We start from the raw sequence: 21,591 nt of genomic DNA on the forward strand, positions 1-21,591 counted from the left end.
CCGCATGAAAAAAGGGCCGCCCGGAGGCGGCCCTTGTGCGGGGTCTGTCGATGTCAGAACTCTGGCGTCGGTCGTGGGTCAGTGGACCACGCCCAGCGCCGTCTTCTGCCCGGCCTTGTAGGTGTACAGGGTCAGGGCGCCGTTCTTGATGTCACCCTTCTCGTCGAAGCTGATCACACCCGTCACGCCCTTGTAGCCCGTGGTCTTGGCCAGCACCGGCAGGTACTTGGCCGGATCCGCCGAGCCCGCCTTCTCCATCGCCGCCACCATCACGTTGGTCGCGTCATACACGTACGGCGCATAGATCTGCACGTCCGCGCCGAACTTCTTCTTGAACTTCGCGCGGAAGTCTTCCATCGCCTTGACCGCAGCCTTGTCGTTCTGGTCGATACCACCGGCCTCGGCGCACACCACCTGGTCATCGGCCATCGTGCCCGCGGCCAGCTTGGGCAGCTCGCCCGTGCAGATGCCGTCACCACCCATGAACTTGGCGCTGATGCCCAGCTGCTTCATCTGGCGCAGCATCGGGCCGGCCACCGCGTCCATGCCGCCGTAGAAGACCAGGTCCGGCTTCGTGCCCTTGATCGAGGTCAGGATGGCGGTGAAGTCCGTGGCCTTGTCGTTGGTGAATTCGCGCTTGACCACCTTGCCGCCCGCGGCCTTCACGCCCTTCTCGAACTCGTCGGCCACGCCCTGGCCGTAGGCCGTGCGGTCGTCGATCACCGCAATGGTCTTGCCCTTGAGCGTCTGCACCGCGTACTTGCCCAGCGTGCCGCCCAGGTGCACGTCGTCAGCCACCACGCGGAACGTGGTCTTGAAGCCCTGGCGGGTGTACTTCGGGTTGGTCGCCGACGGCGAGATCTGCGGGATGCCCGCGTCCGAGTAGATCTTCGAGGCCGGGATGGTCGTGCCCGAGTTCAGGTGGCCGATCACGCCGTTGACCTTCTCGTCCACCAGCTTCTGCGCCGCCGCCGTGCCCTGCTTGGGGTCCGCCGCGTCGTCTTCGGCCAGCAGTTCAAACTTGGCCTTCTTGCCGCCGATCATCACGCCCTTGGCATTCAACTCGTCGATGGCCATGCGCGCACCGTTCTCGTTGTCCTTGCCCAGGTGTGCAATCCCGCCGCTGGTCGGCCCAACGTGACCGATCTTGACCACCAGGTCTTCAGCGTGCGCAGCACCCGCCAGCAGAGCCACCGCAGCGGCCGCGACCAGATTCATTTGAATCTTCATGAACTCAGTTCTCCGAGGGTTGAGAAAGGCACGCGGGAAGCCGCCGGGATGGCAGCCAGGGTGTGCAGGCGGACACCACTTCTCCGCTGGGAACACGGCCTGCAGGAAAAAAATCGCGGGGAACGCTCACTCGCCGACGTCACTCCCCCAGATAGGCGGCGCGCACCTTGGGGTCGTTGAGCAGGTCCTGGGCCGGGCCGGTCATGCTGACCTCGCCGGAGTCCAGCACATAGCCGCGGTCGGCCAGGGCCAGCGCCCGGCTGGCGTTCTGCTCGACCAGCAGCATCGTCGTGCCCTGCGCGTGGATGGTCTGCACCACCTCGAAGATCTTGTCCACCATGATCGGCGACAGGCCCATGCTCGGCTCGTCGAGCAGCAGCACCTTGGGCCGCGCCATCAGCGCCCGGCCCATGGCCAGCATCTGCTGCTCACCGCCGCTCATCGTGCCGGCCAGCTGGTGCGCCCGCTCCTTCAGGCGCGGGAAGATGCCGAAGACCTTCTCGATGTCGGCCTCGATCTCGTCGTCCTGGCGCACGTAGGCGCCCATCTGCAGGTTCTCCACGATGGTCATGCGCGTGAAGGTGCCCCGTCCTTCAGGGATCATCACCAGGCCCTGGCGCGCCAGGTCCCAGGCGCCCTGGCCCTTGATGCTCTTGCCCAGGAATTCGATGTTGCCCGCGGCCACCGGCTGCAGCCCGGTGATGGCCTTGAGGGTCGTGGTCTTGCCCGCCCCGTTGGCCCCGATCAGGCTCACCAGTTCGCCCTCGCGCACCTCGAAGTCGATGCCCTTGACCGCCTGGATGCCGCCGTAGGCCACCTTCAGGCCGCTGACCTTCAGCAAGGTTTGTGCTGTCATGTCTGTGTGCTCTTGTCGTGTGCGGGTCAGTGGTGGCCGGCGCCCAGGTAGGCTTCGATCACCTTCTCGTTCTTCTGCACTTCCGCGGGCGTGCCTTCGGCGATCTGCTTGCCGTAGTCCAGCACCGTCACGCGGTCGCACAGGCCCATGACCAGCTTGACGTCGTGTTCGATCAGCAGGATGGTGCGCCCGTCCTTGCGGATGCGGTCGATCAGCTCTCTGAGGACGACCTTCTCGGTGGCGTTCATGCCCGCGGCGGGCTCGTCCAGCGCGATGAGCTTGGGGTCGGTGGCCAGGGCCCGGGCGATCTCCAGGCGGCGCTGGTCGCCGTAGCTCAGGGTGCGGGCCTTGTAGGGGGCGTACTTGCCGATGCCCACGTAGTCCAGCAGTTCCTGCGCGCGCTGGCGGATGGCGGCTTCCTCGGCCTTGAAGCTGGGGGTGCGCAGCACCGCGCCCAGCAGGCCCGAGCCGCTGCGCACGTGGCGGCCCACCATCACGTTCTCCAGCGCGGTCATCTCGGCGAACAGCCGGATGTTCTGGAAGGTGCGCGCGATGCCGGCCTTGGCCACCTGGTGCACGGCCTGCGGGGTGTAGGCCAGCCCGCCGAGCATGAAGCTGCCGCCGTCGGGGGTGTACAGCCCGGTGATGACGTTGAAGAAGGTGGTCTTGCCTGCGCCGTTGGGGCCGATCAGGCCGTAGACCTGGCCTTCGTGGATGCTCAGGCTGACGTCGCTGAGGGCCTGCAGTCCGCCGAAGCGCTTGGAGGCGCCCTGGACCTTGAAGACTTCTTGGCTCATGGTGTGGTGTGTCCTTCTTGTTCTTCTGGTCTCACTTGGCCGGGGCCGGGGCGGCCTTGCCATGTTCCGGCGCGGGCCACAGGCCGCGCGGGCGCAGCAGCATGATGGCGATCATGGCCAGGGCGATGAGCAGCTGGCGCAGGATGGCCGCGTCCAGCCGCCCGTCGGTGAGCATCTGCAGCGGGCCGGCCACGTAGCGCAGCACTTCGGGCATGGCCGCCAGCAGCACTGCCCCCAGGATGACCCCGGGGATGTGGCCCATGCCGCCGAGCACGACCATGGCCACGATCATCTCGGACTCCATCAGCGAGAAGGATTCGGGCGAGACGAAGCTCTGGAAGGCGGCGAACATGGAGCCGGAGATGCCGCCGAAGGTGGCGCCCATGCCGAAGGCCAGCAGCTTGAGGTTGCGGGTGTTCAGGCCCATGGCCTTGGCCGCGATCTCGTCTTCGCGGATGGCCATCCAGGCCCGGCCGATGCGCGAGTCCGCCAGGCGCTGGCAGATGATGACGGTGACGATCACCAGGGCCAGGAACAGGTAGTAGTACAGGGTGACCGAGGGCAGTTCGTGGCCGAACAGGTGCAGCGGCTCGCTGAAGTCCAGGGAGCCGATCTTCATGGGCTCGATCTGGCCGATGCCGCGCGGGCCGTTGGTGATGTTGATCGGGTACTCCAGGTTGTTCATGAACACCCGGATGATCTCGCCGAAGCCCAGGGTGACGATGGCCAGGTAGTCCCCGCGCAGCTTCAGCGTGGGCGCGCCCAGCAGCATGCCCGCGCCGGCCGCCAGCAGCGCCGCCAAGGGGATGACCGCCCAGATGGGCGTGTGCAGCCCGTTGGGGAACATCGCCTTGATCCACTCGAAGTTGTCGGTGAGCTGCGGGCTGGCCAAGAGCGCGTACATGTAGGCGCCCACGGCGTAGAAGGCGACGTAGCCCAGGTCCAAGAGGCCCGCGTAGCCCACCACGATGTTCAGGCCCAGGGCCAGCATCACGTACAGCAGGGCCAGCGCCATGATGCGCACCCAGCCCTGGCCGAACTGCGCGGCCCACAGCGGCAGCACCAGCAGCAGCACGCCGGCCACCAGGAACACCACGATCTTGGTTGTCTTGTTCATCTCTGCAAACATGGTCTTGGGTTCCTCTGCCTCAGGCGCGGTCGGCCACGCGTTCGCCCATCAGGCCCGAGGGGCGCAGGGTGAGCACCAGGATCAGCACGAGGAAGGCGAAGATGTCCACGTACTGGCTGCCGAAGACGCCGTTGGTCAGGTCGCCCAGGTAGCCCGCGCCGATGGCTTCGATCAGGCCCAGCAGCACGCCGCCGACCATCGCCCCGGTGAGGTTGCCGATGCCGCCGAACACGGCCGCGGTGAAGGCCTTGAGCCCCGGCAGGAAGCCCATGGTGTGCTGCACGGTGCCGTAGTTGAGCGCCCACATGATCCCGGCGATGGCCGCCAGCGAGGCGCCGATCACGAAGGTCAGCGAGATGATGAAGTCCGGCTTGACCCCCATCAGGCCGGCCACCCGCGGGTTCTCGGCCGTGGCCCGCATGGCCCGGCCCAGCTTGGTCTTGTTGACCAGCCACAAGAGACCGGCCAGCACCGCCACCGTGCTGCCCAGGATCAGCAGCTGCGTGACCGTGATCACCGGCCCGTCGGCCCACAGGAAGAACACGTCCGTGGGCAGCAGCGGCGGAAACGGCTTGGGATTGGGCTTCCAGATCATCATGGCCAGCGTCTGCAGCAGCAGGCTCATGCCCATGGCCGTGATCAGCGGCGCCAGCCGCGGCGCGTTGCGCAGCGGCCGGTAGGCGATCTTCTCCACCAGGAAGTTCAGCACCGAGCACGCCAGGATCGCGATGGGCAGCGAGATCAGCAGCAGCGCCCAGCCCGGCAGGCCCGAGTCCGCCAGCGCCGTGACCACCGACCACGACACCATCGCACCCACCATCAGCACCTCGCCGTGCGCGAAATTGATCAGGCTGATGATCCCGTACACCATCGTGTAGCCCAGTGCCACCAGAGCGTACATGCTCCCCAGCACCAGGCCGTTGATGATCTGTTGAACGAAGATGTCCATTCAAAAACCTTGTGGTTGTGCGGCGAACCGCGTCCAGACAATGACACCCCCTATCGCACGGCCTGTGCCAGCTGGGGTAAGCACCAAGATGGGTCAGGGATAACCCCGCCGTTTTCGGGCCGAAACCGCCTGTTTGCCCCGCCCCGGTGCCCTGCCATGCACGCCGCCCGTGCGGGCATGGGGCGATGATCCACACCGCCATTTCGGCGCATAGTGCGGTTTTCCACACCACCCACCCCGCCCGGGGGCGAAACACCCCGCGCCGGCCTGCGTCGGACTGCGCCAGGGGCCTTGGCTTTGGGCACACTACGCACCCTGATGCCCGTGTCCTTCCCCGCTCTGTCCCCTCCGGATGCCCGGCCGCTGCGTCAGCGGCTGCTGCGTTCGGGCCTGCTGCTGCTGGGGGTGCTGGCCTGGGTCGCCCTGGGCAGTTGGGTGGGCTACCGCTGGAACGAGCGGGCCGGGTTGGAGAACCTGTCGGCCGTGGCCAACGAGCGGCTGGAGCTCTATGCGGCGACGCTGGAATCGGAACTGGCGCGCTACGCCTACCTGCCCAGCCTGATCGCCGCCGACGCCGATGTGCGCGCCTTGCTGCTGCACCCCCAATCCGGCGCCGCCAGGGAGGCGGCCCGCCTGACCCTGGCCCGCATCGGCGTGCGCGCCGGCGCCTCCGAGGTGATGCTGACCGACGCCGAAGGCCATCTGCTGGTGAGCAGCGACCCCAACGGCGGCAGCACCCCGGCGGCGGAACTGGCCAAGCCTGCCGACCACTTCGCCCGCAACCCCGGGGACGGCAGCACGGACTACCTCTTCGTCCATCCCGTCGTGCTGGAAGGCAGCAACCGCGGCCGGGTGGTCCTGAAGCTCAACCTGGCCCCGCTGGAGGCGACTTGGGTGGACCTGGGCGCCCGCTCGCAGAGCGAGCGCCTGCTGGTGCTCGACGAGAGCGACACGGTGGTCATCACCTCGGTGCCCAGCTGGAAGTACCGCTGGCTGGCCCCCAACCCGGGTGAGGTCGGACCGCTGGGGCCACCGCCCCACGCCAACGGCGAACTGCAGCTGGCCGTGGACCGCCAGCTCAGCCCCTCGGTCAGCCTGGTGCGGGTGCCCACCGGCGACGGTGCGCTGCCGCCACGCCTGCTGCGCCAGGAGCGCGCGCTGTGGGCCCTGGGGGGCCGCCTGCTGAGCCTGTCGGACCCATCCGAGGTCTGGCGCCAGGCCCGCACCGCAGCCTGGGGCGGCGCGGCGGCCGGAGCCCTGGTGGCCAGCCTGCTGCTCTATCTCTTCTTCCGCCGCCGCGCCGAGCGCCAGCTGCTGCAGGCCCGCAACGCACTGCAGCAGGCGCACGATCAGCTGGAACGCCAGGTGGACCTGCGCACCACCCAGCTGCGCACCGCCAACGACGAACTCAAGCGCCAGATTGCCCAGCGCGTGCTGGCCGAGGATGAACTGCAGCAGGCCAGCAAGCTGGCCGTGCTGGGCCAGATGTCCACCGGCATCTCGCACGAGATCAACCAGCCACTGACGGCCCTGCGGGTGCTCTCGCGCAACAGCCTGCGCCTGCTGGAGGCCGGTCGCCAGGCCGACGTGGCCACCAACCTGCGCACCATCGACGAGATGTCCGAGCGCATGGGCCGCATCGTCACCCAGCTCAAGTCCTTCGCCCGCAAGGACAGCCTGCGGCAGCAACCGGTCTCGCTGGCCCTGGCGGTGCGCAACGTGCTGCTGATGCTGGACCACCGGCTGCGCCATCTGGATGTGCGGGTGGTGCAGGACGTGCCCGAGGACCTGCGCGCCCAGGGCGATGCCAACCGGCTGGAACAGGTGCTGCTGAACCTTGCCGGCAATGCGCTGGATGCCATGGCCAGCACCGACGGCGCGGTGCTCGGCTTCCACGCCCGGCGCGAAGGCGACCGGGTCTGGGTGGCAGTGGAGGACAACGGCCCGGGCATCGACGAGACCCAGATGGCCCGCCTGTTCGAGCCCTTCTTCACCACCAAGCCGGCCGGCCAGGGCCTGGGCCTGGGCCTGGTGATCTCGGCCAAGATCGTGCGGGAATTCGGCGGCACGCTGCGGGCGCAACGCACCGCCCAGGGCATGCGCTTCGAATTCGACCTGGCCGCCGAGGCCCCCTCCCCGGCGACCGAACACGGGCCTGCCAGCCCTTCCGAGGATGAACATGTTTGACGGCTACCACGTGATCTACATCGAGGACGACCCGCCGGTGCGTTCCAGCGTGGCGCAGACGCTGGAGCTCTCAGGTCTGGCGGTCAAGGCCTTCGGCACCGCCGAGGACGCCCTGCCCCACATCACCGAAGGCGCGCAGGCGATCGTCATCACCGATGTGCGCCTGCCCCGCATGGACGGCATGACGCTGCTGGAAAAGGTGCAGGAGATCGACGCCGGCATCCCGGTGGTGGTGGTGACCGCGCATGGCGACATCTCGATGGCGGTGCGGGCCATGCGGGCCGGGGCCTACGACTTCCTGGAGAAGCCCTTCGACCCCGAGCGCTTCGTCGAGACCGCCATCCGGGCGCTGGACAAGCGGGTCATGCGCATGGCATTGGAGGACCTGCGGGCCCAGCTGCAGCAGCGCATCGGCATCGAATCGGTGCTGCTGGGCCATTCGGCGGCCATGCAGGAGGTGCGCCGCAAGGTGCTGCGCCTGGCGGCCACCTCGGCCGACGTGATGATCCTGGGCGAGACGGGCACCGGCAAGGAGCTGGTGGCCCGCTGCCTGCACGACCAGAGCAACCGCCGCGACCGCAACTTCGTGGCCATCAACTGCGGCGGCCTGCCCGAAACCCTGTTCGAGAGTGAGCTCTTCGGCCACGAGCCGGGCGCCTTCACCTCGGCCGGCAAGCGCCGCATCGGCAAGATCGAGCATGCCAACGGCGGCACCCTGCTGCTCGACGAGATCGAGTCCATGCCGATCCAGATGCAGATCAAGCTGCTGCGGGTGCTGCAGGAACGCAAGCTCGAGCGCCTGGGATCCAACGAGGAACTGCCGATCAACCTGCGGGTGGTGGCAGCCACCAAATGCGACCTGCGCGAGCTGAGCGAGCAGCAGAAATTCCGCGCCGACCTCTACTACCGGCTGAACGTGGCCCAGGTGCAGCTGCCACCGCTGCGCGAGCGGCGCGAGGACATCCCGCTGCTGTTCGAGTACTTCGTCGGCCAGGCCGCCGAGCGCTACGAGCTGAGCGCGCCCGAGCTGAGCCCCGAGCGCCTGCGCGACCTGATGGCCCATGACTGGCCGGGCAATGTGCGGGAGATCCGCAACGCGGCCGACCGCTTCGTGCTGGAAGGCGACCTGGGCGAACTGCTGGCCGATGCCGGCAGCGAGCCGGTGCCGCTGGCCCAGCAGATGGACAAGGTGGAGAAGGCCCTGATCGAGCAGGCCCTGCAACGCTGCCAGGGCCGCATGCAGGACGTGATGCAGCAACTGGGCACACCCAAGAAGACGCTGTATGACAAGCTGCACCGACACGGGATCGACCCCGGTCGCTACCGCTGAAGGGCCCTCAGCGGTACACCGCGGGGTCGGGTGAATCGGTCGGGTGGGTGATCACCCGCTGCAGGGCCGGGCTCATCGGCAGCTGCAGGTTGATGTGCCGTGGCGGGATGGGCTGCTGGAACCACTTGTCATAGATGGCCTGGATCTCGCCGCTGCGGTAGAGCCCCGCCAGCACCTCGTCCACCAGGCGCTTGAACACCGGATCGCCCTTGCGCAGCACCAGGGCGTAGGGTTCGCTGGTCAGCGGTGTCGGGGCGATCATGTACTCGGCGGAATCGGGTGCCTCGGCCAGCAGGCTCTGCAGCAGCACGTCGTCCATGGCATAGGCCGCGGCCTGGCGCGCCGTGACCATGCGGAAACCCTCGATGTCGTAGAGCCCGGCCAGGATCTTCATGTCCAGCCCGCGCCGCCGGTTCTCGGCCTGCAGGAACTGGATGCTGGTGGTGGCCAGGGTGGTGGCCACCGGGCGGCCCCGCAGGTCGTCCAGGCTGAGCACCGGCGCGTCCTTGCGGGACAGCAACTTGCTGCTGGCCACGAAGATGGTCAGCGAAAAGGCCGCCTGGCTCTCGCGCTCGACGTTGTGCGTGGTGACGCCGCATTCCAGGTCGGCCGTGCCATTGGCCACCAGGGGCAGACGGGTGGCCGAGCTGACCCCCATCATCCGCACCTCCAGGTCGGGCATGTCCAGGCGCCGACGCACCGCCTGCACCACCTTGCGGCAGAGGTCCACGCTGTAGCCCACCGGCTGGCGGTCCAGGTTCAGGTAGGAGAACGGCGGCGAGGACAGCCGGTAGCCCACCGTGATCAGGCCGGTGTCGTGGATCTTGCGCAGGGTGGGCGAGGCGCTGATGGCAGCGGGCTCGGCGGCTGCCGCGGTCTGCCCCCCGCCCAGCACGAGGGCAAGGGCCAGAAGGGCAAGGGACAGGGGGGATGGATGCGGGCGCGCTGCCATGGGGGAACCGGTGGCGCATTGTGACAAATCAGAACGGCGGCCGAACTGGGCACTGGCCCCAGGTCCAGAGGCGTCTTAGCATCCGCCCCATGCGCTCCACCCCCGATTTCCGCGATCCGGCCTTTCTGCAGCAGCACCTGCTGCAGACCATGGCCTTCTATGACGACCGCTGTGTGGATCCCAGTGGCGGGCTCTACCAGTTCTACCGCGACGACGGCAGCGTCTACGACCACACCACCCGGCACCTGGTGAGCAGCACCCGCTTCGTGGTGACCCACGCCATGATGGCCCGGCGCTTTCCCGCGCATCCCCGGGCCGCGCACTGGCGCGACACGGCCCGCCATGCCCTGCGCTTCGTGCAGGACGTCCACCGTGACGAGGCCAGCGGTGGCTACCTGTGGCTGCTGCGCTGGCGGAATGGCCAGTGCGAGGCGGTGGACGCCACCCAACACGCCTACGGACTGGCCTTCGTGCTGCTGGCCCAGGCGCAGGCCGTGCTGGCCGGGCTGGAGGAGGCCCGCCCTGCCCTGCAGCAGACCCTGGCCCTGATGGAGCAGCGCTTCTGGGAGCCGGCCACGGGCCTGTATGCCGACGAGGCCGGCCCCGGCTGGGCCCTGCGCCCCTACCGCGGCCAGAACGCCAACATGCATGCCTGCGAAGCCCTGATGGCGGCCCATGAAGCCACCGGCGACGCCTTCTGCCTGCAGCGTGCCCACACCCTGGCCCAGCACGTCACCCAGACCCTGGCCGGGCGCTGCCATGGCTGGGTCTGGGAGCACTTCCACACCGACTGGACACCGGACTGGGACTTCAACCGGCACGATCCCGCCAACCTGTTCCGTCCCTGGGGCTACCAGGTCGGCCACTGGACGGAATGGGCCAAGCTGCTGCTGACGCTGGAGCGGCTGAGCCCGGACGACGCCGACACCGGCTGGATGCTGCCGCGGGCCCGCGAACTGTTCGCGGCGGCGGTTCATCTGGGCTGGGACAACGCCCACGGTGGTCTGGTCTATGGTCTGGGGCCCCTGGGCGATCCGGCCACCGACACCCATCTGAAGGTCAGCGACGGCGACAAGTACCACTGGGTCCAGGCCGAAACGCTGGCCGCGGCGGCGGCCCTGGCCCAGCGCACCGGCGAAGGCGGCTACTGGGACTGGTACGACCGGATCTGGGCCTACGCCTGGCGACACTTCGTGGACCACGACCACGGCGCCTGGTACCGCATCCTGGGGCCGGACAACCGCAAGCTGACCGACGAGAAAAGCCCGGCCGGCAAGGTGGATTACCACAACCTGGGCGCCTGTCACGAGGTGCTCGACACGCTGGCCCGCTGACGCCATCCGGGATTCCCCGCCCCCGCGCCCGCAACTCCGGGGTGCTTTCCGTGTTGTTTGACCGTTTCAGAGTTCCCTGACTGCGCCACCATCGGGGCAGGAGACCAATTGCGGGCAAGGTAGCTCCATGCCCTGCCCGCAGCGCAAGACAAGGGGACAGCGACCATGGGGATCTATCGCATCGCGATGCGTGCAGGCAACCGCCTGATGCGCCGGCTGAGCATGCCGCTCAAGCTCACCTTGCTGGGCAGCATGCTGCTGATTCCTCTGCTGATCAATGTGATCACCGGCGCCTTGCACGACCAGTCGTCCATCCGCCTGACCCGCGCGGAGCGCCAGGGCCTGGCCCTGGTGATGCCGCTGTCGCAAACCGCTTACGAGGTCCAGGTGCACCGTGGGCTGGCCAACCGCGTGATGCACGGGGACGACAGCGCACAGGCCGCCCTGGCCCAGAGCAGCGAGCGGCTCAAGGTCCATCTGGGCGAGGTGGACCAGGTCGTCAGCCGCACCGGCGGCTTTGCCGTCCGGGACGAATGGGCCCCGCTGCGCACCGCGTTGGAGGACATCGCCAGGCCAAACCCGCAGGGCGAGGCCGCGGCCGTCTTTGCGACCCACACGGCCCGTGTGGAGGGCCTGCGCAACCTCATCGCCACGGTGACCGAGCGATCGTCCCTGCTGCTCGATCCGGACGCCGACACCTACTTCCTGATGTCCCTGGCCACCCAGGAAGCCCTGCCCTGGACCGAACACCTGGGCCAGGTGCGCGGGCTGGGCGCCGGACTGCTGGCCGGCGGCCAGGCCAGTGCCCTGGAGCGGGCCGCCGTGATGGCCCACGGTGCCGCGCTGCAGTCGATCTTGCACGACGTCCAGTTCTCGGTGGGCGCGCTGGGTCGGGTCGACGTGACGCCGCCCAACGGCTGGCAGGAGGCCCGTGACAACACCGAACGCTTGGTGCGATCGCTCCAGCAGACCTTCTCGGCCGAGCCCCTGCAAGGTGACGCTGCGGGCTTCTTCGCCCAGGTCAGCGGCGTGATCGACGCGGTCAAGGGCTTCCAGGGCGCCGCCGCCCAGGAACTGGGCATCCGTCTCGATCGGCGCGAAGCCCATCTGGTCCAGTGGTTCTGGCTGAAGATGGGCGCCAGCGTGGTCGGCCTGCTCCTGATGCTGTACCTGAGCTCCAGCTTCTACGGCAGCGTGGTGGGTGCCCTGCGGGCGCTGCAGCGCAGCGTCAAGGCCATGTCCGCAGGCGACATGGCCCACAGCGTCAAGATCGAGGGCAGCGACGAGATCGCCGACATGGGTCAGGGCATCGAGCAGATGTCCGGCCAGCTCTCGGCCATGGTGGCCGACATCCGCAGCAGCGCCATCCGCGTGGGCTACGCCGGCCAGCAGGCCGCCGCCCGCGGCCAGGCCCTGGCCGAACGCACCGATGCCCAGGCGGCCAGTCTGCGCCAGACCATGGCCACCGTGACCCAGCTGAGCCAGGCCGTCACGGTCAACGCCCAGGCGGCCCAGGAACTGGACCATCTGACGCAAGCCCTGCGTGAGCGGGCCGAGGCCGGTGGCGAGGCGATGCAGCAGACGGTGGGGGCCATGGGCTCGCTCGAAGGCAGTTCACGCCGCATGAGCGAGATCATCGGCGTGATCGACGGCATCGCCTTCCAGACGAACATCCTGGCCCTGAACGCCGCCGTGGAAGCCGCCCGTGCGGGCGAGGCCGGTCGCGGCTTTGCCGTGGTCGCCACCGAAGTGCGTCAGCTGGCCCAGCGCAGCGCCGCCGCCGCAGCGGAGATCCGCACCCTGATCGGCCAGTCCGGCGAAGAGGTGGCCCGTTCGGTCACCCGCATCCAGTCGGTCGGCCACACCCTCACCCAGGTGGTGGATGGCGTGCGCAATGTCTCGGACCGTCTGCGCACCATCGCCGAGGCCAGCACCCAGCAGAGCGTGGGCCTGGCCGAGGTGACCAAGACCGTGGGGGCGCTGGAAGACATCACGCTGCAGAACGCCGCGATGGTGGAGGAATCAGCCAAGGACGCCGGTGAGCTGGTGCACCGGGCCCAGGCCCTGGGCGAAGCAGTGGCCTCCATCCGTCTGCGCCAGGGCAGCGCCGACGAGGCCTGCGCCCTGGTCGAGAAGGCCCATGCCCTGGTTACCCGCGAGGGGGTGGAACGGGCCAGCCAGGTCTTCACCCGGGCCGATGGCGGCTTCATCGACCGCGACCTCTACATCTTCATCGTCGACCGCGAGGGCCGCTACCTGGTGCATGGTCTGAAGCCGGCCATGAACGGCCACCGCGTGCATGAGCTGCCGGGCATCGACGGCGACCGCTTCGTGCGCGAAGCCTGGGCCGCAGCCACCGGCAACGGCCAGCACTGGGTCGAGTACGACATCGTCAACCCCGACACCGGCAAGGTGCAGCCCAAGGCCAGCTATGTGGTGGCCCTGAACGACCGGCTGCTGCTGGGCTGCGGCATCTACCGCAGCACCAGTGCCGCCAGCGCGGTTCAGGCACCGACCGGAGCCGACCGGCCGGCCGCCGCCGGCCCGGCCAGGGGTTCAGTGCCCCAGGCTCTCCCCGCCTGACGCGACCACCGGGTCGGACTCGTGCAGCCGGGCCTCGCGCTGCGCCGCGCGGCGCAGCGACTCCGGCCGCACCAGGTAGCTGTAGATCACCGGCACCACCAGCAGCGTCAGCATCGTGGAGGTGAGCACGCCACCGATGATGGCGCGGCCCATCGGCGCCTGGATCTCACCGCCCTCGTTGAAGGCCAGGGCCATCGGCAACATGCCGAAGACCATGGCCGCGGTGGTCATGATGATCGGCCGCATCCGGATCAGGCCGGCCTCCTTCACCGCCTCGGCCACGCTCTTGCCGGCCCGCACCGCATGGTTGGCGAAGTCCACCAGCAGGATGGCGTTCTTCGTCACCAGACCCATCAGCATGATCAGGCCGATCAGCGAGAACAGGTTGATGGTCGAGTGGGTGAACAGCAGCGAGAGCATCACGCCGATGAGTGACAGCGGCAGCGAGGCCATGATGGCCAGCGGCTGCAGGAAGCTGCCGAACTGGCTGGCCAGCACGATGTAGATGAAGACCACCGCCAGCGCCAGCGCAGCCAGCATGTTGCCGAAGATCTCGCCCTGCTCCTTGGCCTGGCCGCCCACGTCGAAGCGGTAGCCCGGGGGCAGCACCGTGGCCTTGATGAGTTTCTGGACATCGGCGCTGACGTCGCCCACGGCCCGGCCGGAGGCGTGATCCACCCCGGCGAAGATGGATTGGCGCCGCTCCAGGTTCTGGCGCTTGATCACCACCGGGTTCTCCACCGGCTCGACCGAGACCACCCGCTCCAGCGGAATGGGCGTCCCGTCCTTGGCATAGGCCACCGGCAGCTGGCGCAGCTGGGCGACCTGCTGGCGGTCCAGGCTCTTCAGGCGCAGCAGCACCTCCACCTGTTCGCCATCGGGCGTGGTCCAGTAGCTGGCCACGTCACCGTTGACGTAGGTGCGCAGGGCCGTCGCCACCTGGGTGGTGCTCAGGCCCAGCTCGCGCACGGCACTGGGCTTGATGCGCACCGCATAGGCCGGCACCCCCGGCTCCACCGAGCTCTGCAGGTCGGTCACGCCCTTGATCTTCTTGATCTTGGCGCTCAGGTCGTTGGTGATCTGGTCCAGCACAGTGGGGTCCGGCCCCAGGATGGCCACGTTGATGGGCCGGTTCCAGCCCAGGATGATCTGGATGCCGGGCACCGAGGCCAGTTCATTGCGCAGCGCGTCCTCGATCTCCTTCTGGCTGCGGTGGCGCTGGGCCTTGGGCTTGAGCACCAGGCCGATGCCGGCGGTGTTGCGACCGTCCTCGCCGCCCACGGTGGTGGTCATCGACTCCACTTCGGGGAACTTGGCGCGGATGATGGCTTCGACCTGGCGGATCTTCTGGTCCGAACGGGCCAGGCTGGAGCCCACCGGCAGCTTGACCTGCAGCTGGGTGAAGCCCTGGTCGGTCTCGGGGATGGTCTCGGCCCCGATCAGCGGCGCCAGCATCAGGGCCGCGATCAGCGACAGCCCGGCCAGCCACAGAACCATGCCCCGCGGCGTGAGGGTGGCCCAGCGCAGACGGCGCGGCGCGCTGCGGTCCACATCGCCCCGGGCATCGACCGGGTGACCCCAGGCCGGCACCGGCGGCACCCACAGGCGGTAGCGTCGGTGGCTGAAGGCCCAGTCCACCAGCGTGGCGTAGACCTTGTGCAGCACGTCCATGCCCCAGTCCACCGCCGCCAGCAGATGGCGGATGACCGGCAGGCGGCGGAAACGGTCGGTGGGCGGATCGGGCCAGACCGAGGACAGCATCGGATCGAGCGTGAAGCTGACGAACAGGCTGACCAGCACCGCCACGGTCACCGTGATGCCGAAGGGATAGAAGAACTTGCCGACGATGCCCTTCATGAAGGCCACCGGCACGAACACCGCGCAGATGGCGAAGGTGGTGGCCATCACCGCCAGGCCGATCTCCTCGGTGCCCTGACGGGACGCGGTGAGATGGTCCTTGCCCATGTCCACGTGGCGGACGATGTTCTCGCGCACCACGATGGCGTCGTCGATCAGCAGGCCGATGCACAGCGACAGCGCCATCATGGTCATGAAGTTCAGCGTGAAGCCGAAGGCATAGACCGCGATGAAGCTGGCGATCACCGAGATCGGCAGCGTCAGGCCGGTGATGACGGTGGAGCGCCAGCTCTGCAGGAACAGGAAGACGATGGCCACCGTCAGCAAGGCGCCCTCGATCAGGGTGCGCTGCACCCCGTGCAGCGAATCCTGCACCCAGTCGCTGTTGGCGTAGATGATGCGCAGCTCCACGCCGGGCGGCATGCGGCCCTGCATGCTCTCCACCGCTTCCTTGATCGATTCACCTGCCCGGACGATGTTGGCGTCCTTCTGCTTGTAGACCTGCAGGGTGATGGCCGGGTCGCCGTTGACGCGCGACATGGACTCGGCCTCCTGGTCGGTCTCCACCACCTGGCCCAGGTCGCCCAGGGTGGTCACGCTGTTGCCGGTGCGGGCCACCACGATCTGCGCAAACTCCTTGGGGTCGCGCACCCGGCCTTCCACCCGCACGATGGCATCGGTCGTCCCGTTGCTGACCAGACCCACCGGTTCGTCGGCGTTGCTGCGCTTGAGGGCTTCGGCCACATCGGCCGGGGTGAGCGCGGCGGCGCGCAGACGCGCCGGGTCCAGCTCCACCCGCACCTGGCGCACGTTCAGGCCGCTGGCCACCACGCGGGCCACGCCCTCGGCACGCTCCAGGCGCTTGACGACCGTCTGGTCGGCCAGCAGCGAGAGCTCACGCTCGCTGCGGTTGTGCCCCACCAGCGCCAGCACCACCGTGGGCTGGGCATTGTCGTTGTCGAAGCGGCTGATGAAGGGCGCCTTGGCATCCTCCGGCAGCGAGGCCTGCAGGGCCGCGATCTTCTCGCGCACATCCTGGTTGGCCTGGGAGATGTCGGCGTCGAGGTTGAACTCGACCACCGTCTCGCTGCGCCCTTCCAGGCTGTTGGAGCGGATCATCTTGACGCCGGCGATGCTGTTGAGCGCCGACTCGACCGGCTTGGTGATCTCGGTCTCCACCGCCGAGGGCGAGGCCCCGGGGTAGCTGATCGAGACGAACACCACCGGCGGGTTGATGTCGGGCATCTGCTCGACACCCAGCCGCAGGTAGGAGAACAGCCCCAGCACACAGACCGCCACCATCATCATGGTGGCGAACACGGGGTTGTTGATGGCGACGCGGGTCATCCACATGAGGTCTTCCTCCGAGACGTGACGGGACGACGCGTCAGAGCGTCTTGGCCGGGCCCGAGGCGGCCGAGGCCGCCTGGGTGGCGTTCTGGATGCGGGCTTCCTGGCCTTCGCGCAGGTTGTCGAAGCGGGCGGCCAGCACCTGGCTGCCGGCGGCCAGGCCGTCGGTGATCTCCACGAGGCCGCGGGTGGCGTCCCGGCGGCCGGTGGTCACCGTGCGGCGCAGCAGCTTGCCCTGCTCCAGGGTCCAGACATAGTCCTGCCCCGAACTGGAGGACAAGGCGGTGACCGGCACCGTCAGGCGGGGCGCGCCTTCGGGCAGGGTCACGCTGGCGGTGGCGAACTGGCCCGCCCGCAGCAGTTCCTTGGGGTTGTCCAAGGTGACGGTGACGCCGATCGAGCGGGTGCCCACCTCGGCGGCCGGCGCGATGCGGGCCAGATGGGCCTCGATGGGGGTGTCCACCCCTTCCACCTGCAGTTGCACCGGCATGCCCGGACGCAACTGACCCACCTCGTGGGTGCCGACGCTGCCGGCCATCTCCAGCTTGCGCAGGTCCACGATGGTCAGCAGTTCCTGCTCGGCCGCGACCTTTTCGCCGGGCAGCGCATGGCGCTTGGAGACGATGCCACTGATGGGCGCCACCAGGGCCGCCTCGCGCAGCTGGATGCGAGCCGTCTCGACCTGGGCCAGGGCGGCGTTGTACTGGGCCTTGGCGCTTTCCAGCGAGGCGCGGGAATTCTCCAGCGCGATCGGAGAGATGAACTTCTGCTCGGCCAGCCCCAGGTTGGAGTCGTGGCTGCGCTGGGCCTGGGCCAGCAGGGCCTTGGCAGCCTCCGCCTGGGCGGTCTTCTCGTTCAGGCGCGCATTGAGCTCCGCCAGATCGATGACGCCCAGCGACTCCCCCACGGTGACCCGGCTGCCCTCGTCCACCCGCAGGCTGACCAGGGTGCCGGCCGCCTTGGCGCGAACCGTCACGGTGGAAGGCGCCACCAGCGGCCCGGAGAAGGTCACCTTGCCCGGCAGGGCCATGGACTGCGGCTGCACCACCTCCTGCGTGGTGAACACCAGGGTGGCCTCCTTGGGTTTGTCGTCCTTGGGCTGTCCCGACTTCCGGGCCACCACCACCCCCACCAGGACGGCCAGCACCACCAGCGCCGCCACCCCTCCGATCCACCTGCGTTGTCGCATGTCTGTTCCCACCTCTGTTGATTGCTCTCGTGGAGCGGTCGCAGTGTAGGGGCAGGCAGGCAAAAGAAAAGGCCCGGCGGACGAACCGTCCCCCGGGCCGATGAACTGCATCCGGCGCCGACAAACGGCGCCCGGAGATCGTCAGTGGTGGTATTGACGTTTGGCCTGTGTCAGCAGGGTGCTGACCTCGCCAGAAATCTGGCTGAAGCGGGAGCCCGAGCCGATGAGGCGTTCCGCCTGGTCCATTTGTCCCAGGTTGATGCGACGCGCGACCTCGCCGGCACAGGTGTGGAACTCGGCGTGCTTGTCCACCAGCGCGCGGAAGCTGGGCTTGCTGCCCCACTGCGCGCCGCCCGGGCCGTGCAGCCAGCGGCCCAGCGGGCACTGGTCGTCGCGGCAGAGGGTGTCCGCATCCAACTGACCGTGTTCAGCCATCGCGCTGCGCAGTCTGATCTTCCACTCCCGGTGGGCGGCGATGGCGGCATCAAAGTCGAAATCCTGCCCGACGGCGGCCGCCCCGGAAGGTTGGGATGACCGCAGATGGAACCCCTCGGGCAGCCGAAAGCGCCCCACCTCCCCAGCCAGCTCATGGGCCCGGTCCTTGAGCATGCCGGCGGCAGCCGCGGTTTCCTCGACCAAGGCGGCATTCTGCTGGGTCATGCGGTCCAAGTCCTGCACCGCCGCACCGATCTGGGTGACACCGCTGCTCTGCTCGTTGGCACCGTTGGCAATCTCATCCAGCAGCGCGCGCATGCGCTGGGCCCCCTCCACCACATCCTGGATGGTGCTGCCGGCGTCTCGCGCCACGGCTGCGCCGGCCTCGATGCGTTCAACGCTGCCGGAGATCAGGGTCTTGATCTCACGTGCTGCACCGGCCGAACGATGGGCCAGTTGCCGCACTTCGGTGGCCACCACCGCAAACCCGCGACCGGCATCCCCTGCCCGGGCGGCCTCCACCGCCGCATTGAGCGCCAGGATGTTTGTCTGGAAGGCAATGCCGTCGATCACCCCGATGATGTCGCCGATCTTGCTGGACGACTGGCGGATTTCCTCCATGGTGCCCACCACGCTACCCATCACCTCACCGCCGCGGCGGGCGACATCGGCGTTGTGGCGGGCAATCTCAGCGGCCTCCTTGGCATGGTCCGCGGTGGCCTGCACGGTGGACGAGATCTCCTCCATCGAGGAAGCCGATTCCTGCAGGTTGGCCGCAGCCTGCTCGGTGCGCGAGGACAAATCCAGCGTGCCTTCGGAGATCTCGCTGGACGAGTGCACGATGTGGTCCGAGCCCTTGCGCACCTGGGCCACGATGTTCCGAAGCGAGGTCTGCATCTGCCCCAGCGTAGCCATCAGGCTGGCCGCCTCGTCACGCCCCCATGGCTTGGGCGAAGCCGTCAGATCGCCCTGGGTCATGGCCTCCAGATGCTCGCGCACTTCGCGCAGCCCTCCATGCATGACCTTGGCAAAGCTTACGAACAAATAACCGGCCATTGCCAGACACAAGACGACCAGCGCGATCACGTGCCGCGTCTGCGCCTGCCGAGCTTCCAGGCGATCCACCAGAAGCTGGTCCAGCGCGGCGAGATCGCGGGACCAGAAGGCCTGCAACTCGTCCTGCGCTTTCTGCAGGCTGGCCTGCAAGGCCGCACCATCCCCCTGCGGCCCACCGGGCTGAAGGGCTTGGCGACGCAGCTGCGCCAGGGCGTCGGCTGTGGTTTGCTGAACCGCATCGGCCTGCAGCGCGGCGGCCAAGTCGGGGCGGGCGGCCAGTACCTTGTGCAGCCCATCCTGCAGCGCGGCCAGATGAAAGGCAAGCACCGGTGCGCCCTCGCGCAGGCGCTCGCCCTGATCGGGTGCGAAAGCGCCCTTCGCAAAGCCCACCTGGCTGTCCGCCCGGGCGCGCGCCAGCAGGTCATTCAACACAGGCACTCGGAAAAGTGCCGCGTCCATCAGGTAATAGCTGTCGAGATCGGGATCCAGGGTCAGGTTTGAGCCATCGGACACCTGGGTGACCAGTGCCAACGCTTTGTCCAGCAGCTGCGAATGCTGGGCAAAGGCGGCCTCTGCATCCCGGCTTGCCGGGACTTGCGCTGACAGGGTCTGGATGTCCTTGAACAGGGCCCGGGTCCCCAACCCTTCACCCAGCTCCTGATCCACCGACGCCAGCGCCGCCACCGCCTTCTGCGTCAGCTGCTGGGCCGCGGCCGCATCGCCTGTGTCGGTCACCGCCGCCAGGCGGAGTGCCTCGCCCGCCTGGAGCACGGGCGCCAGGGCCTGCACGTAACGGACTCCTTGCCGTTCCTTGGCTGAGAAGTTCACCACTTCCAGGTTGCCCTTGAAGAAGAACCAGCCCAGTTGGAGCAAGGGAATGAGGAACACCGCCGAGATGATGGCGGCCTTGGCACCAAAGGTCAGTTGCCGGAACAACCTGACCCCCGGGGCCCAGATTCCGTGGTACTTGAAGAAATCTGAGGCTTTGCTGTGCTGGCCAGCCGGTGCCACCGTGTCCGTGGCTTCCGCTGAGGAGGAAAGCTGCGCGTACTGCATTCTCGGGACTCCCAAACAGTCACGCCCCCGGGTAGGAATATCCCGAAGGCCCAAGACCATTCTCGGCAGTCCCGCAAGAAACTTGAACAGCAATCTGCGGTGGAATCCACGGCCATTTCCCGGCCACTTCCCGGCCGGGATCCAGCCCGAAGCATCAGCGCGGTCCGGCGATGTCGGGTGTGGCCACCCGCACGTCACCGCATTGCGCGCGGTGAAGCAGGGCGTGGTCGATCAGCACCAGGGCGAGCATGGCTTCCGCGATGGGCGTGGCCCGGATGCCGACGCAGGGGTCGTGGCGGCCGAAAGTCTCGACCTGCGCGGGCTGGCCCTGCAGATCGATGGAACGCCGCGGGATGCGGATCGAGCTGGTGGGCTTGATCGCGATGTTGACGGTGATGTCCTGACCGGTCGAGATGCCGCCCAGCACGCCGCCGGCGTGGTTGCCCACGAAGCCCTCGGGCGTCAGTTCGTCCCCATGCTCGCTGCCGCGCTGGCGCACGGCGTCGAAACCGGCCCCGATTTCCACGCCCTTGACCGCGTTGATGCCCATCATCGCGTAGGCGATGTCGGCGTCCAGCTTGTCGAAGAGCGGCGCGCCCCAGCCCACCGGCAGACCGGACGCTTCCACATACAGCCTTGCGCCCACGGAATCGCCCGCCTTGCGCAGCGCATCCATGTAGGCCTCGAGTTCGTCGGTCTTGCTGGCGGTGGCGGCGAAGAAGGGGTTCTGTGCCACCTGGCTCCAGTCGTCACGCGGGATCTCGATGTCGCCGATGGCCGTCATGCAGCCCCGGATGGCAATGCCGAAATGTTCGGCCAGCCACTTGCGGGCCACGGCGCCGGCGCCCACCATGGGGGCCGTCAGTCGGGCCGAGCTGCGGCCACCGCCGCGGGGGTCGCGGATGCCGTACTTGTGCCAGTAGGTGTAGTCGGCATGGCCGGGCCGGAAGCTCTGGACGATGTTGCCGTAGTCCTTGCTGCGCTGGTCGGTGTTGCGGATCAGCAGGCAAATGGGGGTGCCGGTGGTCTTGCCCTCGTAGACGCCGGACAGGATCTCGACCGCGTCGGGCTCGTTGCGCTGCGTGACGTGGCGGCTGGTGCCCGGGCGGCGACGGTCCAGCTCGGGCTGGATGTCGGCCTCGGACAGGGCCATGCCCGGAGGGCAGCCATCGATGACGCAGCCGATGGCCGGGCCGTGGCTCTCGCCGAAATTGGTCACGCGGAAGAGTTCGCCAAAGGTGCTGCCGGACATGGGAATGGGGGCCCGTCCACCGCAAGGCGAACCGCGCCCTGCCTTGTTT

General features: G+C 68.3%; 14 protein-coding genes. 4 read left to right on the top strand and 10 right to left on the bottom strand.

The window, feature by feature from the left end:
- Positions 1-78 precede the first annotated feature (78 nt).
- From LRM40_RS10080 to LRM40_RS10100, 5 genes are all read right to left on the bottom strand, one after another.
- Positions 79-1,218: a branched-chain amino acid ABC transporter substrate-binding protein gene (locus LRM40_RS10080; RefSeq protein ID WP_375142980.1), complete on the bottom strand. Its 1,140-nt coding sequence runs from the start codon at positions 1,216-1,218 to the stop codon at positions 79-81.
- A gap of 151 nt (positions 1,219-1,369) precedes the next feature.
- Positions 1,370-2,086, bottom strand: coding sequence for an ABC transporter ATP-binding protein (locus LRM40_RS10085; protein ID WP_211372947.1), 717 nt, complete (start codon positions 2,084-2,086; stop codon positions 1,370-1,372).
- Positions 2,087-2,112: 26 nt separating this feature from the next.
- Positions 2,113-2,883, bottom strand: coding sequence for an ABC transporter ATP-binding protein (locus LRM40_RS10090; protein WP_151123167.1), 771 nt, complete (start codon positions 2,881-2,883; stop codon positions 2,113-2,115).
- A gap of 31 nt (positions 2,884-2,914) precedes the next feature.
- Positions 2,915-4,000 carry an ABC transporter permease subunit gene (locus tag LRM40_RS10095; RefSeq protein ID WP_151123166.1) on the bottom strand — a complete coding sequence of 362 codons (1,086 nt, stop codon included), beginning with the start codon at positions 3,998-4,000 and terminating at the stop codon, positions 2,915-2,917.
- Between the two features lie 31 nt (positions 4,001-4,031).
- A complete protein-coding gene (locus LRM40_RS10100; RefSeq protein WP_151123165.1) occupies positions 4,032-4,961 on the bottom strand; it encodes a branched-chain amino acid ABC transporter permease in 930 nt (309 codons plus the stop codon).
- Between the two features lie 324 nt (positions 4,962-5,285).
- On the opposite strand from LRM40_RS10100, the gene LRM40_RS10105 reads away from it, so the two are divergent.
- Positions 5,286-7,148 (top strand): sensor histidine kinase, encoded by a 1,863-nt coding sequence (locus LRM40_RS10105; RefSeq protein WP_170288810.1) that lies wholly within the window; start codon positions 5,286-5,288, stop codon positions 7,146-7,148.
- Positions 7,141-8,478 carry a sigma-54-dependent transcriptional regulator gene (locus LRM40_RS10110; protein ID WP_211372946.1) on the top strand — a complete coding sequence of 446 codons (1,338 nt, stop codon included), beginning with the start codon at positions 7,141-7,143 and terminating at the stop codon, positions 8,476-8,478. The genes LRM40_RS10105 and LRM40_RS10110 overlap by 8 nt, the downstream gene beginning before the upstream one ends.
- 7 nt (positions 8,479-8,485) lie before the next feature.
- Here LRM40_RS10110 and LRM40_RS10115 read toward each other — a convergent pair whose 3' ends face one another.
- Positions 8,486-9,430: an amino acid ABC transporter substrate-binding protein gene (locus LRM40_RS10115; RefSeq protein ID WP_151123162.1), complete on the bottom strand. Its 945-nt coding sequence runs from the start codon at positions 9,428-9,430 to the stop codon at positions 8,486-8,488.
- 89 nt (positions 9,431-9,519) lie between these two features.
- Here LRM40_RS10115 and LRM40_RS10120 point away from each other — a divergent pair, with 89 nt between their 5' ends.
- Together LRM40_RS10120 and LRM40_RS10125 are read left to right on the top strand one after the other, a co-directional pair.
- Positions 9,520-10,764, top strand: coding sequence for an AGE family epimerase/isomerase (locus LRM40_RS10120; protein WP_151123161.1), 1,245 nt, complete (start codon positions 9,520-9,522; stop codon positions 10,762-10,764).
- Between the two features lie 165 nt (positions 10,765-10,929).
- On the top strand, positions 10,930-13,347 hold the full coding sequence (locus tag LRM40_RS10125; RefSeq protein ID WP_151123160.1) for a methyl-accepting chemotaxis protein: 2,418 nt from the start codon (positions 10,930-10,932) through the stop codon (positions 13,345-13,347).
- Here LRM40_RS10125 and LRM40_RS10130 read toward each other — a convergent pair.
- The 4 genes from LRM40_RS10130 to aroC all read right to left on the bottom strand — a co-directional run bounded on the left by LRM40_RS10130 (position 13,321) and on the right by aroC (position 21,542).
- Entirely contained in the window at positions 13,321-16,557 is a 3,237-nt protein-coding gene (locus tag LRM40_RS10130; RefSeq protein ID WP_151123159.1) for an efflux RND transporter permease subunit, read from the bottom strand. The two genes, LRM40_RS10125 and LRM40_RS10130, sit on opposite strands and share 27 nt — an antisense overlap.
- A 34-nt stretch (positions 16,558-16,591) precedes the next feature.
- On the bottom strand, positions 16,592-17,743 hold the full coding sequence (locus tag LRM40_RS10135; RefSeq protein ID WP_151123158.1) for an efflux RND transporter periplasmic adaptor subunit: 1,152 nt from the start codon (positions 17,741-17,743) through the stop codon (positions 16,592-16,594).
- A gap of 141 nt (positions 17,744-17,884) precedes the next feature.
- Positions 17,885-20,383 (bottom strand): methyl-accepting chemotaxis protein, encoded by a 2,499-nt coding sequence (locus LRM40_RS10140; protein WP_231067497.1) that lies wholly within the window; start codon positions 20,381-20,383, stop codon positions 17,885-17,887.
- Between the two features lie 61 nt (positions 20,384-20,444).
- Positions 20,445-21,542, bottom strand: coding sequence for a chorismate synthase (gene aroC, locus LRM40_RS10145; protein WP_151123157.1), 1,098 nt, complete (start codon positions 21,540-21,542; stop codon positions 20,445-20,447).
- Between the last annotated feature and the right edge of the window lie 49 nt (positions 21,543-21,591).

The organism is Ideonella dechloratans, assembly GCF_021049305.1.
GTDB classification, from domain to species: domain Bacteria; phylum Pseudomonadota; class Gammaproteobacteria; order Burkholderiales; family Burkholderiaceae_C; genus Ideonella; species Ideonella dechloratans.

Coding starts and splice junctions, on each gene's coding strand:
- LRM40_RS10080 (WP_375142980.1), bottom strand. CDS start 1,218: ATGAATCTGGTCGCGGCCGCTGCGGTGGCTCTGCTGGCGGGTGCTGCG.
- LRM40_RS10085 (WP_211372947.1), bottom strand. CDS start 2,086: ATGACAGCACAAACCTTGCTGAAGGTCAGCGGCCTGAAGGTGGCCTAC.
- LRM40_RS10090 (WP_151123167.1), bottom strand. CDS start 2,883: ATGAGCCAAGAAGTCTTCAAGGTCCAGGGCGCCTCCAAGCGCTTCGGC.
- LRM40_RS10095 (WP_151123166.1), bottom strand. CDS start 4,000: ATGAACAAGACAACCAAGATCGTGGTGTTCCTGGTGGCCGGCGTGCTG.
- LRM40_RS10100 (WP_151123165.1), bottom strand. CDS start 4,961: ATGGACATCTTCGTTCAACAGATCATCAACGGCCTGGTGCTGGGGAGC.
- LRM40_RS10110 (WP_211372946.1), top strand. CDS start 7,141: ATGTTTGACGGCTACCACGTGATCTACATCGAGGACGACCCGCCGGTG.
- LRM40_RS10115 (WP_151123162.1), bottom strand. CDS start 9,430: ATGGCAGCGCGCCCGCATCCATCCCCCCTGTCCCTTGCCCTTCTGGCC.
- LRM40_RS10120 (WP_151123161.1), top strand. CDS start 9,520: ATGCGCTCCACCCCCGATTTCCGCGATCCGGCCTTTCTGCAGCAGCAC.
- LRM40_RS10125 (WP_151123160.1), top strand. CDS start 10,930: ATGGGGATCTATCGCATCGCGATGCGTGCAGGCAACCGCCTGATGCGC.
- LRM40_RS10130 (WP_151123159.1), bottom strand. CDS start 16,557: ATGTGGATGACCCGCGTCGCCATCAACAACCCCGTGTTCGCCACCATG.
- LRM40_RS10135 (WP_151123158.1), bottom strand. CDS start 17,743: ATGCGACAACGCAGGTGGATCGGAGGGGTGGCGGCGCTGGTGGTGCTG.
- aroC (WP_151123157.1), bottom strand. CDS start 21,542: ATGTCCGGCAGCACCTTTGGCGAACTCTTCCGCGTGACCAATTTCGGC.